The sequence below is a fragment of the Methylomonas sp. EFPC1 genome (assembly GCF_016925515.1).
In the GTDB taxonomy this organism is placed as follows: domain Bacteria; phylum Pseudomonadota; class Gammaproteobacteria; order Methylococcales; family Methylomonadaceae; genus Methylomonas; species Methylomonas defluvii.
This window is the reverse complement of record NZ_CP070494.1, coordinates 3,372,498-3,389,294: the sequence shown is the minus strand read 5'-3', so window position 1 is coordinate 3,389,294 and position 16,797 is coordinate 3,372,498. Positions and strand designations below refer to the sequence as shown.

General features: G+C 53.7%; 10 protein-coding genes. 8 read left to right on the top strand and 2 right to left on the bottom strand.

Annotated features, from left to right (window positions below):
• Window positions 1-2: 2 nt before the first annotated feature.
• On the bottom strand, window positions 3-1,469 hold the full coding sequence (locus JWZ98_RS15565; protein ID WP_171695972.1) for a hypothetical protein: 1,467 nt from the start codon (window positions 1,467-1,469) through the stop codon (window positions 3-5).
• Between the two features lie 371 nt (window positions 1,470-1,840).
• Between JWZ98_RS15565 and JWZ98_RS15560 the strand changes: the two genes are divergently transcribed.
• The 3 genes from JWZ98_RS15560 (at window position 1,841) to lpxB (ending at window position 5,102) form a co-directional block, all read left to right on the top strand.
• Window positions 1,841-2,779, top strand: coding sequence for a Gfo/Idh/MocA family oxidoreductase (locus JWZ98_RS15560; protein ID WP_101055132.1), 939 nt, complete (start codon window positions 1,841-1,843; stop codon window positions 2,777-2,779).
• Window positions 2,780-2,791: 12 nt separating this feature from the next.
• Window positions 2,792-3,889 (top strand): DegT/DnrJ/EryC1/StrS family aminotransferase, encoded by a 1,098-nt coding sequence (locus JWZ98_RS15555; RefSeq protein WP_205450780.1) that lies wholly within the window; start codon window positions 2,792-2,794, stop codon window positions 3,887-3,889.
• Between the two features lie 61 nt (window positions 3,890-3,950).
• Complete coding sequence (lpxB, locus tag JWZ98_RS15550) at window positions 3,951-5,102, top strand: lipid-A-disaccharide synthase (protein ID WP_205450779.1); 1,152 nt, start codon at window positions 3,951-3,953, stop codon at window positions 5,100-5,102.
• Window positions 5,103-5,173: 71 nt separating this feature from the next.
• Here the strand turns inward: lpxB and tgt are convergent, their stop codons facing one another.
• Window positions 5,174-6,298, bottom strand: coding sequence for a tRNA guanosine(34) transglycosylase Tgt (gene tgt, locus JWZ98_RS15545; RefSeq protein ID WP_205454466.1), 1,125 nt, complete (start codon window positions 6,296-6,298; stop codon window positions 5,174-5,176).
• 283 nt (window positions 6,299-6,581) lie between these two features.
• Between tgt and JWZ98_RS15540 the strand changes: the two genes are divergently transcribed.
• The 5 genes from JWZ98_RS15540 to JWZ98_RS15520 are packed head-to-tail and all read left to right on the top strand — an operon-like array spanning window position 6,582 to window position 16,789.
• Entirely contained in the window at window positions 6,582-7,682 is a 1,101-nt protein-coding gene (locus JWZ98_RS15540) for a two-component system response regulator (protein WP_205450778.1), read from the top strand.
• A 7-nt stretch (window positions 7,683-7,689) separates the two neighbouring features.
• Window positions 7,690-8,610, top strand: coding sequence for a response regulator (locus tag JWZ98_RS15535; RefSeq protein WP_205450777.1), 921 nt, complete (start codon window positions 7,690-7,692; stop codon window positions 8,608-8,610).
• A gap of 13 nt (window positions 8,611-8,623) precedes the next feature.
• Window positions 8,624-10,939, top strand: coding sequence for a PAS domain S-box protein (locus tag JWZ98_RS15530; RefSeq protein WP_205450776.1), 2,316 nt, complete (start codon window positions 8,624-8,626; stop codon window positions 10,937-10,939).
• Entirely contained in the window at window positions 10,936-13,578 is a 2,643-nt protein-coding gene (locus JWZ98_RS15525; RefSeq protein ID WP_205450775.1) for a PAS domain S-box protein, read from the top strand. Before JWZ98_RS15530 ends, JWZ98_RS15525 begins: the two co-directional genes overlap by 4 nt.
• A gap of 52 nt (window positions 13,579-13,630) precedes the next feature.
• A complete protein-coding gene (locus JWZ98_RS15520; RefSeq protein WP_205450774.1) occupies window positions 13,631-16,789 on the top strand; it encodes a response regulator in 3,159 nt (1,052 codons plus the stop codon).
• Window positions 16,790-16,797: the final 8 nt, after the last annotated feature.

Sequence of the window (16,797 nt, the reverse complement as noted above, 5' to 3'; positions counted from 1 at the left end):
GATTAGAAAGACATAACGATTTGGGCTATGCCCAGTTTTCTGTCGAAATAACGCTCGGCGGTTTCGGTGCCCAGCGAATCGTTGTATTCAAATTTGACCCGTAAATGATCGCTGAATTTGTAGTTAAACCCGAGGCTAAGCATGGAGAGATCGTTGATCGCCACGGTGCTGCCATCAAAGTCCAAGCCAAGGTCTTGCGAAGGCTGCCAGCGGCTGTAGCGGGCGAACACCACAATGGGCTGTTTGCTCAGGCTTTCCAAATCCACGGTCAGCGTGGAGTGGTAGCCCAATTGGTGGCCCTTGCCGAACGGGCTGGTGTTTGGATCGGGGATGATGACAGGCAGTGGGTTGCCATCCGCGTCTTGTTCCAAAAACACCTGTTGATGTGCGTTCAGCAGCATGAATTCGTTTTGTAAACGCCACATGCCGTAGCCGATACTCAAGTCAGCGCCGTAAACGGTATTGCGGATGCGGTTTTCGCCATCGAACTCGCTCAGATGGGAGACACCGATTTCGATACCTTCCGGATTGGCGTTGTGGATTTTGTAGGTATTTTGCCCCATAGCCAGGCCCACCCGGCCGCCGACGGTATGGCCGTCATTGGCGTACAGTGCGTCGGTCCAGAATACCGAGTAGTTGAATATATCCCAAGCACCGTAGGAACGAATGCCATCGGCATTGTAACCGCCCAGCTGCATGCGGGAGGTGGTCAACGGTGCGGTAACAGTGATGCGGTCTTTGTTAGCGAAGTTTTGGTAATCGTTGCCGAACGGTAAGTCGAAACGGCCGGCCTGGATGTGCAGACCTTTGTTATTGAAAATCCGGCCGCGCGGCGGAATACGATCATTAAACATATGGTAGTCGACCAGCGCGACGGCGATACCGGCCATTGTGCTGCCGCCACTCAGCGCGCCGGGGCCGCTGTTACCGCAAAATACCGCACCGGGCGCACCATAGTCGGCGTTGGATGAGTTGCCGCATAACACTAAAGCCGAGCTGGCGCCGAAATGGTCGTCGTGTACATAGTCCAGGTCCAACTCCACCGAGCCGACGCTAAAGGTCTGGTCAGTAGAGTTGCCGGTTTTGGCGTTGATGTCGAAAAAACCGCTCATTTGCAGGCCGTTGGCTTCGGCCGCTTCTTTTAATGCGGCAATTTTTTTGTCCAGAGCCTGGAGTTTGGTGTCCACGGTTGGCTCAGGTTTGCCGTTCGCAGCCGTTTTCACCGGTGCCGGGGCGGGTTCGCCGGCCTTAGCGACTGCCGGGCTCGGCGCTGCCGCTACAGCGCCGCTTCTTTCTTGTTCCAGTTGTTTGATACGGGCTTCCAGTTGTTCGATTTTCTGGTCCTTTTCCTTCAGCACGCCTTGCACAATCTGGCGGATATGTTCGTCTTCCGCAGCGGTGGCATGCGCGTTGGCGTGGGCTGCCAGGCTGAGCAGGGCGATAGCTATTCGCTGGTTTCTTGGATGCATAACTGTCTCTGTGTGTAAGCTTAGGACTACATTTTTTTCAGAATCTTCGTATCGAGGCAAGGTTAGTTGCTTTTGTAGGCATTTCAAGTTGATGCATGGGGCTGGCCTTATTCAACGGGCTCAACTTATCCCTGGCGCCTCGTTTGAGCTGAGGTCGTCAAAGCCTGGAGTGGTTTGTCCTTCGATAGACTCAGTACTCTCAAGGGCATAAAGGCGAATGGTATCTAAGGGCCGGGTTAACCATTCGCCGATCCGTTTGCGAATGCTGGTGCGGCTTATTCAACACAGAATCTGATGTTACAATGAACGGTTTTATGCCCGGCGCGCGTCTGTCAAAGGCTGGGAAACCGCGAATCAAGCTTAGGTCGTTTATGAATAAACTGAAATGTGCCGTGATAGGTGCCGGATATTTAGGAAAATTTCATGCGGAAAAATACGCATCGTTAAAGGATTGCGAGTTGGTGGCGGTGGTTGACATCAATGCCGAGGCGGCGCAACAAGTTGCCGAAAAAAACGGCGCTCAAGCGTTGACGAATTACCATGATTTACTCGGCAAAGTCGATGCGGTGAGTGTTGTGGTGCCCACCAGCTACCATCACAGCGTGTCCAAAGACTTTCTGAATGCCGGTGCGCATGTACTGGTGGAAAAGCCGATCACCGTTACCGTGGAAGAAGCCGATGAGCTGATCGCGATTGCCAAGGAAAAGAACGTCATTCTGCAGGTCGGGCATTTGGAACGCTTCAACCCGGCCGTACGCGGTTTGGAGAAAATGGAAGACAAACCGCTGTTTATCGAGTCGCACCGCTTGTCGCCGTTCAATCCGCGCGCTAATGACGTGAGCGTGGTGCTGGATTTAATGATTCACGACATCGACATCATCATGGCGCTGGTCGATTCGGAAGTGGAAAAAATCGATGCCAGCGGCACCGCCGTATTAACCCAAGGTACCGACATCGCCAATGCCCGCATCACCTTTAAAAACGGTTGCGTGGCGAACGTCACCGCCAGCCGCATCAGCATGAAAATGGAACGCAAGATGCGCATGTTCCGTCCTTGTTCCTATATTTCCGTGGATTTTCAGAATCGGGTTTTGATTAAACATAGAACCGGCGATAAAGAAATGTTCCCCGGTATTCCGGAAATCGTCACCGAGGAATCGGTATTCGAAAGCGGCGATGCCTTGCTTGATGAGATTAAACATTTTGTCAATTGCATCAAGACCGGCGAAAATCCGCTGGTTCCCGGCGAAGCGGGCCGCAAAGCCCTGGCTACCGCAATAGAAATCACCAAATTTTTAACCCATCGATAAAGGGCTGACACTATGATCCCCATGGTCAATCTGCAAGCGCAGTATGCGGAAATTCAAGATGAAATCGTCGGCGGTTTCACCGAAACCCTTAACAATTGCGCGTTTATCCTGGGGCCGAATGTGCAGGCTTTTGAAAAAGAAGCCGCTGCCTACCTGGGCGTTAAACATGCCATCGGTTGCGCGTCCGGTACCGATGCATTGCATTTAGCCTTATTGGCGGAAGGCATAGGCGCGGGCGACGAAGTCATTACCAGCGCATTTACTTTTATCGCCACCGCAGAAGCAATCAAATACGTCGGCGCCAAGCCGGTGTTTGTCGACATCGATCCGGGCACGTTCAATATCACCCCGGAAAATATCGAAAAAGCCATCACAGCCAAAACTAAGGCGGTGATGCCGGTGCATCTGTTCGGCCAACCTGCCGATTTGCCGGCCATCAAAGCCATTTGCGAAAAACATGATTTGAAACTGATCGAGGATTGCGCGCAATCCTTCGGCGCGACCGTCTACAACAAGCAAACCGGTAGTTTCGGCAATGCAGCCGGTTTTAGTTTCTTTCCCAGCAAGAACCTGGGCTGCTTCGGCGACGGCGGCTTGGTGACGACCGATTCCGACGCGACGGCGGCCAAGATCAAGCAATACCGCAATCACGGGTCGGACGTGCGCTACTACCACGACGTGATAGGCTACAACAGCCGGCTGGACGAGCTACAGGCCGTGGTGTTGCGCGCTAAGTTAAAACGCATCGATCAATACAATGCCGCTCGTCGCCATGCCGCGCATTTGTATTCTGATCTGATGGCCGATTTGCCCTTGACTACGCCTTATGAAGACGGCATTGGTGTGCATGTCTATCATCAATACACCTTGTTGTCCGACCGCCGCGACGAGGTCATGAAAGCCTTGCAAGAGCAGAAGATTGGTTGTGCCGTCTACTATCCGGTACCGCTGCATCAACAAAATGTGTTTAAAGAAGAGTGCGCCGGCCTTTCCCTGCCGGTTACTGAGTCAGTCGCGGCGCGTTGCTTCTCTTTACCGATTTGTTCTAATCTGAGCGACGATACCGTCAAGCAAATTGTCGGCGTCATTCGCGGCGTTTTCCAAGCGTAAATTCCAAAACGCATTAATGTAGGGTGGGCTAAGCACCGCGCAGCCCACCAACTGTTCCCAAATGACCAATCAATCTGCCTACACGGTGCTGTTTAGCGCCGGCGAATCCTCCGGCGACCAACACGCCGCCAATATGTTTCTGGAATTGAAACAGCGCTGTCCTGCGGTGCGCGGCATCGGCATGGGCGGCAGCAAAATGCGCCAGGCCGGTATCGACGTGCGCTACGACTCGGCCGGCATCGGCGTGATCGGTTTGGTGGAAATTCTGAAGCACTACGGCGAGATCCGCCGCGCATTGAATTTACTGAAACAGATCATTCGCGATGAAAAACCGGATTTGCTGGTTTGCGTCGATTACAAAGAGTTCAACCTCAAGCTGGCGCGCTTTGCAAAAAGCCAAGGCGTGAAGGTGTTGTTTTACGTCAGTCCACAAGTTTGGGCTTGGCGGCCGGGCAGGGTAGTGACCTACGGCAAGGCCATCGACATGATGGCGGTGATTTTTCCATTCGAAACTCAATATTACGAAGCCGAAAACGTACCGGTCCGTTATGTGGGCCATCCTTCCGTCGATAAAGTCCATCCGCAGCGCAGTCGGTCTGAGGATTTCGAGTTGTTCGGCCTGGACCCCCATCGGCCTGTCGTCGGCATACTCCCCGGCAGCCGAGGCAACGAGATCAAACGCATCCTGCCGGTGATGCTGGCTGCCGCGGCTAGTTTGGCCGCGCAGCGGCCGGAATTGCAGTTTGTCTTACCGCAAGCCGATTCGATCAGCGATGCGGCATTGGCTGCGCATTTCGTAAACACTTCGCTAGCCGTTAAGGTAATCAAACAGCAGCCCTATGATGTCATCCAATGCTGCGACGCGGTGATGACCACTTCCGGCACCGCCTCGCTGGAAATTGCCTTACTCGGGGTGCCGATGGTGATTGTGTATCGGCTGGCTGCGTTTAGCTATTGGCTGGGTAAGCGCTTGGTAAAAATTCCATTTATCGGGCTGCCGAATATCATTGCCGGCAAAGCCATCGTCAAGGAATTGATTCAGGAACAACTAACACCGGAAAATTTGGCGGCCGAGATTCTGCAACTGTTGGGCGACGGCAATTATCGGCAGCGCTGTATTTCAGAGTTGCAGGCCGTCAAACATCAGCTTGGCGATGGCGGCGGCTCAAAAAATATGGCGCAACTGGCCTTAGAGATGTTGGGCGGTGCTTAGCCGCTCAACACGGGTAAAGCATCCGGCGGCTTGCCGGCAAACCACCGTATTTTGAAACATAACGGCGGCTTTTAAACCGGTCCGCGGCTGCCGCGTTGGTCGTAAAACGCCGCAACAAATTCATCGAAAGTCTGCCCGTCAATCGCGTCCCGCAAACCTTGCATCAACTCAAGGTAATAGTGCAGATTGTGGATGGTGTTGAGCCTGGAGCCCAGCATTTCCTTGCACTTGTCCAAGTGTTTTAGATAAGAGCGCGAGTAGTTTCGGCAGGTGTAGCAACTGCAATCTTCGTCCAAGGGTCGGGTATCAAATTGGTATTGCTGGTTTCTGATTTTGATCACGCCGTGGCGGGTAAATAAATGGCCGTTGCGGGCGTTGCGGGTCGGCATCACGCAATCGAACATATCGATACCGCGCCTGACACCTTCCACCAGATCTTCCGGGGTGCCGACGCCCATCAAGTAACGGGGTTTATCCACCGGCATTTTCTGGTGAATTGCATCCAGTGTCGCCAGCATTTCGTGCTTGGGCTCGCCGACCGACAGGCCGCCGATGGCATAGCCGTCAAAGCCGATGTCGGTCAAGCCGGCGATGGATTCTTCGCGCAATTGCGGATACATACCGCCTTGCACGATGCCAAATAAGGCGGCGGAGTTGCCTTGGTGCGCGCGCTTGCTGCGTTCAGCCCAACGCAAGGACAAGCGCATGGAGTCAGCGGCTTCTTGATAGGTGGCCGGGTATGGGGTACATTCATCAAAAATCATCACGATATCCGACCCTAGATCGCGCTGCACCTGCATCGATTCTTCCGGGCCCATGAAGATTTTGCTGCCGTTGACCGGCGATTTGAATGTCACGCCTTGTTCGCTGATTTTTCGCAACGCGCCCAGGCTGAATACCTGAAAGCCGCCCGAGTCGGTCAGAATAGGCTTTTGCCAGCGCATGAAGTCGTGCAGGTCGCCGTGGGCTTTCATCACCTCCATACCGGGTCGCAGCAGCAAATGAAAGGTATTGCCGAGAATGATTTGTGCACCTAGTGCGTTTAAATCTTCCGGGGTTAGCGATTTTACCGCGCCGTAGGTGCCGACCGGCATGAAGATGGGGGTTTCCACCACGCCGCGGGCAAAAGTCAGTTGACCGCGGCGGGCGTGACCATCGGTGGCTTTGAGTTTGAATTCCATGCAAATCCGGCAAATGAAAAAAGGCGGAATTATCGGTCCTTTTCGTTCCACAAGCCAGTGGAGTTGTCGTTTTGAGTTCAAGAGGCGAGCGTGGCGGCTTTTGTCCCCTGAGAAAACTTGTTGGTGTCGGATTGTGTTATAAATTTGAGGCACTTGCCGCAGCTTTTCTATCGAAATACCTCAGGTTTGGTAATTCCGTTTATTATCGGGATATTGTTCATTTCACTATGTAAACTAGCAAAATTGATGAATTTTCTTCAGGCCATAACAACAATAATCGGCCGTTATCGGGAGAAGTATGTTGGATACTAAAAGCAAAACCATTTTGGTAGTCGATGATTCTCCGGAAAATCTCACCGTCATCAGCGAATTACTGCAACCGCAATACCGCGTGCGCGTCGCTACCTCCGGGCAAAGAGCCTTGCAGATGGCCGCCAATCAGCCTTATCCGGACTTGATTTTGCTTGACGTGATGATGCCGGGCATGGACGGTTACCAAGTCTTTGAGCATCTGCGCGCCGATCCTATTACGCGCACGATTCCGGTGATATTCGTCACGGCGATGGACAGCATGGAGTCCGAACTGCATGGATTGGATGTCGGCGCGGTCGATTACATTACCAAACCCATTCTGCCGCCCATCGTTTTAGCGCGGATCCGCACCCAGTTGGAGTTAAAGCAGGCCAGAGATTGGTTGCGCGACGAAAACACCTACCTGGAAATGGAAATAGCTAAACGGATGAGTGAAAACGAGCTGATTCAAAAAGTCAGCATCCGCGCTTTGGCGCATCTGGCGGAAATTCGCGATCCGGAAACCGGCAACCACATCCTGCGCACCCAAGGTTATGTTCAGCATTTGGCTCTGGCCTTGCAGAGCCATCCGCGCTTTTTTGCGACATTGACCGATCATTACATCGAATTGCTGACGCGCTCCGCGCCCTTACATGATATTGGCAAAGTTGGCATACCGGACGCAATCCTGCAAAAACCTGGCAAATTAACCCGGGAGGAATGGGCGGTGATGAAGACCCACGCCAAATTGGGTAGCGACGCGATAGAAATGGCCGAACGTGATGCCACGCGCTCGGTAGAGTTTTTGATTTTGGCCAAGGAAATTGCACATTGGCACCATGAAAAGTGGGATGGCAACGGCTATCCGGATGCGTTGGCCGGCGATGCCATTCCGGTTTCAGCGAGGATTATGGCGCTCGCCGATGTATTCGATGCCTTGATTTCCCGACGTGTTTACAAAGAGCCCATGGCTTTCGCTGAAGTCAAGACTATTATTGCTGAGGGACGTGGTCGCCACTTTGATCCGGATATGGCTGATGCCTTTTTAGCCGATTTCGATGCCTTCTGTAATATTGCCCAACGCCATCTCGATTCCATCGCGGAGTAAATGAGTTATGACCCAAAACGCTCGCATATTGTTGGTTGAAGACGAGGAAATTATCGCCATCATAATTCGGGATTTATTGGTCGCCGAAGGTTTTCTGGTGACGGTCTGTGCAAACGGCCGCATTGCCTGGGAAACCTTACAACGCGACCAGACCGGCTACGATTTGGTGCTGTTGGATAGGGGCTTGCCGGGGATTAACGGCATGGAACTGCTGCGATTGATCAAGGGTGATCGAGTCTTGGCCGCCATTCCGGTGATTATGCAGACCGCCCGCAGCGACAAAAAAAGTATCCAGGAAGGGCTTAGCCAGGGGGCTTATTACTATCTGACCAAACCGATTCAACCGGAAATATTGATCGCCGTGATCAATGCCGCACTGCAACAACGTCGTGAGTTGCAGGAGATGTCCGAATCAGTCAATCGCGCCGGGCGTCCGTTGACGCTAGTCCATTCCGCCGTGTTTCGTTTTCGCGATCTCGATGAAGCGAAGATGTTGTGTCATTGTTTGGCCCAATCCTGCCCGGAGCCAGAGCGTGTCATACAGGGTTTGCAGGAACTGATGATTAATGCGGTTGAGCATGGCAACTTGGGCGTTTCCTACGCGGAAAAAGGCGAACTGATGTTGGCGGGAGTCTGGCTGGAGGAAATTCAGAGACGTTTGACACTCCCGGAATTTAACCGGCGTTTTGTTACTGTGCATTTCCAGCGTCTGCCGGATAAGCTGGTGTTTACTATTCAAGACCAGGGTGATGGTTTTGATTGGCAGGACTTCCTGGACTTTTCCCCGGAACGGGTGTTCGATTTGCATGGCCGCGGCATCGCGATGGCCAGATTGATGAGCTTTGATCGTTTGGAATATCAAGGTAACGGCAATACGGTAACAGCTGTGGTTAACGGCGTGTCTTCTTTGTACGGCTTCGACAATTAATTCGACTAAGCCCATGCTGTCGAATAACGATCAACCAAACTCAGCGCAGGTCAGCCGCAAAAGTATCTTAGCCGTCGTGCTGGCATACGCCATCTTCGCCGCCAGCTGGATATTGGCATCGGATCAATTGGTACACCACTTTTTCAAAGATCCGGACCAGTTGACGCTAGCCAGCATGCTGAAAGGCTGGGTTTATGTACTGGTGACTTCTTTATTGCTCTACGGTTTGATGCGGCGCTGGTTTGGCCGAAACAGCGAACCGCAAACCGTTTCCCCCGCTCCGCGAACTCATTTGTTGTCGCTGGGCTTATTGATAGTCGTCATCCTGGCTTTGATGATCGCCAGCGCGGCGCTGACTATCGAGCAACACACCCAAGAAGAATTCGGGAGGCTTCAGGCGGTTGCCGGCCTCAAGTCCAGGCAAATCAGCGACTGGCTGAATGAACGGCGAGGCGACGCGGATTTTATCCAAACCAGCGAATTTATCATCGACCTGTATCAACGCTGGCAGATTGACGGCGATATGCAAAGCGCGGAACGCCTGCAAAGCCGTTTGGAACAATTTCGCAAAAGCTGGCGGATCTCGGCCATCAGCCTGCTTAAACCTGAAGGCGAGCGTTTATGGCGTTCCGCTAATGCCCCCTCCACGCTCTTGCCTGGGCAGCTAAAGGTTGCAGAGCTGTCGACTAAAACTCAGCAAATCCAATTAGTTAATCCTTACAAAGATGACGGCGGACGTGTCCTGCTGGATTTGGTTGTGCCGCTGACAGCCCATCATCAGGTAGCGCCGCCGCTGATTGTTTTACATCTTGATCTTAGCGAGTGGCTATTTCCGGTTCTGGAGAGTTGGCCGGTCGCTAGCGGTACCGGCGAAACCTTGTTGTTTCGGCGTGAGGGCGATGAAATTCTCTATCTGAATCCGCTGCGCTTTCGTCCGGATGCGGCGGCATCCTTTCGTCTGCCAATCAACACTGCAAATTTATTGGCCAGCAAGGCGCTGCAGAGTCAGGCTAGCCTCGATAACATCCTGGAAGCCAAGGACTACCGCAATGTCTCCGTCATAGGCCTGGTGCAGGCCATAAGCGGCACGGACTGGTTGTTACTGACCAAGCTGGATAAGGCCGAAATCTATACCAAGGCCAGTAGCGAAGTAGTGTGGATCGTGTGCGTAGGCAGTTTGACCATTTTTATAGTCTGCGCCGGTTTTTATGTGTTGCGGCAGAGTCAGAGCCTGGCTTTGGCCACGGCGGTGCAGAAGGCGCAAGCGGAGCGTTTGCGAGCCCTCGATTTATTAGCCGCCATATCCGACTTGTCCGTGGACGCGATATACGCCAAGGATCTTCAGGGCCGTTACATCCTGTTTAATACCGCCGCCGCCAATTTTGTCGGCAAGCCGGTAGAGGACGTGCTTGGTCAAGACGATAGTGCTCTTTTTCCGCAGCAACAAGCCGAGCACTTAAAAGAGTTTGGCCGCCGGGTGATGGCGGAAAATATAACGCTGACGGAAGAAGAAGCGCTGGATACGCAATTCGGACAGCGGATTTTTCTGGCTACCAAAGGGCCACTGTGCGATGAACACGGTAAAGTAATAGGGCTGTTTGGTATCTCACGGGACATTACCGAACGTAAGCAGGCCGAGCTTGAATTACGCGAGAGCGAGGCGCGCTTTCGCGGTTTGGTGGAACAGTCGTTGGCGGGCATTTATATTATTCAAGACGGGCGTTTCGTTTACGTCAATCCGGGTTTTGCGGCGATCTTCGGCTATCAGCGGACTGAGGATATTATCGACGGCAAAACAGTAGCTGATCTGGTCTGCCCGCAGGACAGGCAGATGGTGTTGGAAAATTTGCGCCGACGCATTGATGGCGAGATTGAAGACATTAACTACCGCTTCGAAGGCTTACATCGCAACGGCCACTGCATTGACGTTGAAGTACATGGCCGCAGTTTCGATTACAAAAACCGGCCGGCGGTGATTGGTTTTATTCTTGATGTCAGCGCGCGTAAAGCCGCCGAAGACCAGCTCAATCTCCAGTCCGCGGAATTAAAGGCGCGTAATGACGAATTGGAGCGGTTTAATCGGGCCATGGTCGGGCGCGAGCTGGATATGGTTAATTTAAAGCAGCAGGTCAATGATCTGACTGCGGAGCTGGGCCGCCAGCCCCCTTATGCATTGACGTTTCTATCAGCCCAACCTGAAGGCTATGATTCTGCTGAAGCTCACGCCGAATCTGGCTTGGACCCTCTCAAACCGAACGTAATATCAGTAAACAATGGCGCCGGGTTGATTGGCGGCGATACATCGGCTGCGGAAGAAGACTATTTATGAGTATCCCCGAGCCGCCTTTCGGCGATTTTTCCGCGTTGGTGCGCTCCCGTTACCGGAGCCGCCATAGACTCGCCTATGTGTCGGCGGTGGTTCTGGTATTGGTTGCGCTGGTAATTCGCCTGTATTTGCCGGCATCCTTTGGCCAGCGCCCGATGTTGCTGTTGTTTTTATTCCCGGTGATCGTGAGCGCCTTATTAGGCGGTTTGTGGCCTGGATTATTGGCTACATTCATGTCGGCCATTGTTAGTAATTTCCAGCTGCTGCCACCCTATCGCAGCTTGGCAATTGCCGGCCTTTACGATGTTGTGCAATGGACGTTATTGATCGCAAATGGGATTTTAATCAGCCTGCTTAGCGAGTTTTTGCTTCGGACTAGGCAACGCGAAAACGCGCACTGGCGCCAATTACTGGAAACGCGGGACCAGCTGCGGTATACCGAAACCTTATTCCAGACCACATTCGAACAGGCGGCGATAGGTATTTGTCTATTGGCGCCGGACGGGCGCTGGCTGAAGGTTAACCGCCAGTTTTGCGAGATAGTCGGTTATAGCCAGGAGGAGTTGCTAACCAGCAATTTTTCGGAGATTACCTATGGGGAGGATTTTGGCGATTTGTCGCAGATGCCGACAGGCGAAATTGATAGTTTTTCCGGAGACAAGCGTTTTATTCGTAAGAATGGCAGTGTTGTCTGGATAAGATTAAACGCTTCCGCTACGCGCAAACCGGATGGTAGTCTTGAGTGTTATATCTTGATCATGGAAGACATTGAGCAGCGTGAACAAGCGTTACTAGCGTTACACGAAAGCGAGACGGCCTTGAAAATTGCCCAGCGTTTAGCCGCCTTGGGCAGTTGGGCCTGGGACTTGCGCACCGGCGAATTGAAGTGGTCGGAACAAATTTATAGTGTGTTCGGTCGCGACCCTCGTTTACCGCCCGCCGATTATGACGAGGTTGCCCGATACTTTAAGCCCGACAGCTGGCTGCGCGTGCAAGCTGCCGTAGCTCAGGCCTGTAGCGACGGTGTACCTTACGAATGCGAAGCGGAATTGCAGAACGATGGCGAGTTGCATCGCTGGGTAGTGGCCCGCGGCGAGCCGGTCCGCGATGAGCAGGCTAACATCGTGGCTTTGCATGGCACCGTGCAGGATATTACCCCGCGTAAACAGGCCGAGCTTGCCCTGCACGATGCGCAGCGGGTGGCCCTGGAAAAGCAACGCGAGGCCAGGCTAGCCGCACTCAATTTGATGGAAGATGCGCTGGCGGCCCGCAAAGCGGTTGAAGCGGCGAATGCGTCGCTGCGCGAAAGCGAAGAATTTAAGCGGGCTATTTTGGATTCGGTGAGCGCCAACATTGCCGTGCTGAACCGCGATGGTGTGATTGTCTCCGTCAATCGACCCTGGCAGCAGTTTGCCGAGGATGATGCTCTGGCATGCGGGCAATCCGCTGATATTTGCAGCATAGGCACCAATTATTTGCAGATTTGCCGGCAGGCATCGGGTCCTTATCGGCAGGGGTCGCAGGCCGTATTCAACGGATTGTCGGCGGTGCTGGAAGGCCGGCTTCCCCGCTTCAGGTATGAATATGCCTGCCATTCCGCGCAGAAGCAGCGCTGGTTTGCCATGGTCGTCACGCCTTTGGGATTCGCGGAAGGCGGCGCGGTGGTTTCTCACGCCAATATCACCGAGCGCAAATTGGCGGAAATGGCCTTGGTCGAAAGCGAGGAGCGCTTACGTCTGGCCCAAAGTACTGCCAATATCGGCATCTGGGATTGGCATATTGATAACGACAAAGTGCAATGGACTCCGGAACTTGAGACGATGTTCGGTTATGCGCCAGGCACTTTTTCCGGGGACTACTCGGCTTTTTCCCAGCGCGTGCATCCCGACGATTTGGCCGAGTTGGAGCATTTTCGAGATTCAGCGGTTGCCGCGCATCGGACTTTTGATTTTGATTTTCGGGTGCAAGCGGAGCCGGGGCGTTTCAGATGGCTAAATTGCAAGGGCGGAGCCAGTTACGATGATATGGGCCGGGCGCAAAGGGTATTTGGGGTTTGTATCGATATTACCGAACGTAAAAATACTGAAAACGAACTCAAGCTCTGGGCGCAAGCGTTCGAAAACGCCGAGTTCGGACTGGCGATTGCCGACGCGCAGAGCAATTTGTTCTTGGCTGTGAATCCGGTATTTGCTAAGGAGCGTGGTTACGCCCGAGAAGAACTGATCGGCAAACCGGTCATGACGGTTTATCCGGTCGATTGGGTCGAACAGATCAAACAGCAGATCAGTATTCTGGATTCGACCTGTCATGGGGTATTTGAGGCGGAACATCAACGCAAGGACGGCAGTCGTTTTCCGGTGATGATAGACGTGACTATTATCAAATCCGGCGACGGCAAATCCATCAGGCGTGTGGCCTATGCCTTAGATATTAGCGAGCGCAAAGCCGCCGAGGTTGCTCTGCGCGAGCAAACTGAGGCCCTGCAGCGTTTCAACCGAGCCATGGTCGGCAGGGAAATGGACATGATCGCATTGAAACAAACCATCAACGAGCTGTCCGGGCAACTGGGACAGGAACGACCCTATCCGCTGGCGTTTATAGAGCAAGCCGGCACAAACCCGGTTGGGAATGTTCCGGGATGAAACGCGCTCGGTTTGCGTATTACTTAGCCGCCATGATGATCGTGATGGGTCTATGAATCCTGAATTGAAATTACTGATTATCGAAGAATTACAGGCTGATTATCTGGCCCTGGTGCACCACCTGCAGCAGAACGGCCTAAGCGTGGCATGCCGGCGGATAGATAGCCGTGCGGCGCTGGCGCTGGCTTTGCAAGACGATTGGGATTTGGTGCTGTCGGATTACGCGGTACCGGGAATGGATATTCGCGATACCTTGCAATTCATTCAAACGCACAGTAAAGATTTGCCGGTTATTCTGGTCTCCGCCAGCGTCGGCGAAGAAGTCGCGATGGAGTTGTTACGGCTGGGGATGGTCGATTTCGTGTACAAGGACAATCCGGTCCGCTTGGTGCCCTCCATACGCCGGGCTGTCGAGGAACGCGATCAACGCAGGATAAGACGTGACGCGGAGCAGGCCTTGCGGCAAAGCCAGGAGCAAGCGCTGTTAGAGCAGCATCAGGCGCAACTGGCGGCCTTAAATTTGATGGAAGATGCCATCGCGGCCCGCCAGCGCGCGGAAGATGCCGCGGAAGCCTTGCGCGCGAGCGAACGGCGTTTAATGCTGGCGCAGGAGGGGGCGCATGTCGGGATTTGGGATTGGGATATTGTCAATGATCGCGGTTATTGGTCGCCGGAATGCGAGCGGCTATATGGCTTGGAACCCGGCAGTGTGCGGTTTAACGCCGACTGGCGCGCAAGAGTGCATCCGGACGATCAGCATTTGATTGATGCACAGTGGGAAAGCCGCATTTTGCGTGGCGAGGCGTTCGAGGTGGAGTTTCGCTATATTTTGCCAACCGGCGAAACGCGATGGCTGAGCAGCAAGGGCCGTGCGCAATACGATGCCGCGGGTAAACCGATCATGCTGTTTGGGGTCAATCTGGATATTAGTGAGCGCAAACAAACCGAACAGCAACTGCGTAAGTTGGCGCAGGCGGTGGAACAAAGCCCGGCCAGTATTATCATCACCAACCTGAACGGCGATATCGAATACGTTAACGAGGCGTTTTTGCAGGTGAGCGGCTACCGGCGCGACGAGGTCATCGGCCGTAATCCGCGCATATTGCAATCGAAAAAAACCCCGCCGGAAAATTATCGGGCGTTGTGGACCGCACTGGGCTGTGGTCAGACCTGGAAAGGCGAATTTATCAATAAACGCAAGGACGGTAGCGAGTATGTGGAATTTGCCATTATCGTGCCAATCCGTCAGGCCGACGGCAGCGTAACCCATTTTGTTGCGGTACAGGAAGACATCACCGAGAAGAAACGTGTGGCGCTGGAGCTGGATCAGTATCGGCACCACCTGGAAGATTTAGTGGCCAGCCGCACGGCTGAACTGGAAGCGGCGAAACTGTTGGCCGATGCCGCCAATCAAGCCAAGAGCGCCTTTTTGGCCAATATGAGTCACGAGATTCGTACCCCCATGAATGCCATCATCGGCTTGACTTATTTGCTGCGGCAAAGCAGTCCCAATCCGGAACAAAGCGAGCGTTTGGACAAAATTGATGGCGCCGCCCAACATCTATTGTCGATTATTAACGACGTGCTGGATTTATCGAAGATCGAAGCCGGCCGGCTTGAGCTGGAGCAAACCGATTTTTCCCTGGCGGCGGTATTGGACCACATTCGTTCCATTATCGCCGATCAGGCGCGGGCCAAGGCCTTGAGCATAGAGGTGGATGGGCAGGGCGTTCCGCAATGGCTGCGCGGGGATCCGATGCGTCTGCGCCAAGCGATGCTCAACTACGCCACCAATGCCGTGAAGTTTACCGAACGCGGTTCGATCCGGTTGCGGGCGATGGTGCAGGAGGAAACCGCCGCGGGCTTGCTGCTGCGCTTCGAGGTGAACGATTCCGGAATCGGTATCGAAGCGGAGCAACAAGCCGGTTTATTTCAGGCTTTCACCCAGGCCGATGTGTCGACCACCCGCAAATATGGCGGGACAGGCTTGGGCTTGGCGATTACCCGCCGTCTGGCGAATATGATGGGCGGCGATGCCGGCGTCGATAGCGTATTGGGCGAAGGCAGTTGCTTTTGGTTTACCGCACTGGTTCAACGCGGGCACGGCGTCATGCCTTTACACCCCAGTGAAAAGCCCGTCGACGCGGAAATGGCGTTACGCCGAGATTACGCCGGCGCACGTTTGCTTTTAGTGGAAGATAATCCGATCAATCGGGAAGTGGCGCTGGAGTTGTTGCATGGCGTGGGTTTGGCAGTGGATACCGCCGAGAACGGGCGAATCGCCCTCGAAAAAATCGGCGAGAACGCCTACGATCTGGTGTTGATGGATGTACAGATGCCGGAAATGGACGGTCTGGAGGCGACGCGGGCGATACGTGCGCAGCCGAGTTTTGCCGGCTTGCCGATTTTGGCCATGACCGCCGCTGCGTTCGAGGAAGACCGGCATGTTTCGCTCGCTGCGGGTATGAACGATTTTGTCGCTAAACCGGTGATTCCGGAAGATCTTTACGCGGCCTTGTTGCGCTGGTTGGCACCGCGTTCTGATCCGCGTCCCCTGAGGCCCGATAAAGCGGAGGCAGGGCGCTTTTCGGCAAAAACAGGGGCATCGGACGATACGCTGCCGCCGGCTTTGCTGGCCATCAGCGGCTTGGACACCAAGCAAGGCCTGGCTGTAGTGAAGGGCGACGTGGATAAATATCAACGATTGTTGAGTATGTTTGCCGATGCCCACAATGAAGACTTGAAACAAGTTCAGGCCTACTTGGTTGATGGCAAATCCGCCGAAGCAAAACGCATCAGTCACTGCTTAAAAGGCGTTGCCGGCACGCTGGGTGCCAAACAGGTTGCCGATTTGGCGGCTAAATTGGACCGGGCGATAGCCGAAAGCAGCGATTTGGCGGTCTGCATGGAGTTGGCGGCGTTGTGCGATAGCGAATTGACGCATTTGGTTCGCGCTATTCTGGATTTACCTTCTCAACCGGCAAGCAGCGACGCGGATGAGGAAATTATCGACGCGGAAAATATGCGCCAAGTCGTAGCTGCACTGGCAAGTCTTTTGGCAATTGGCGATGCGCAAGCCAGCCGTTTGGCGCGGGAATACGCCGTGTTGCTGCGGTCAAAATTGGGGGCTACATATCCGGATTTTGCCAGGCAAATCGAAGCGTTCGACTATCAAGCTGCTTTATTGCTTTTACAAGCTGCGGATTTGTAAGGCTGTAA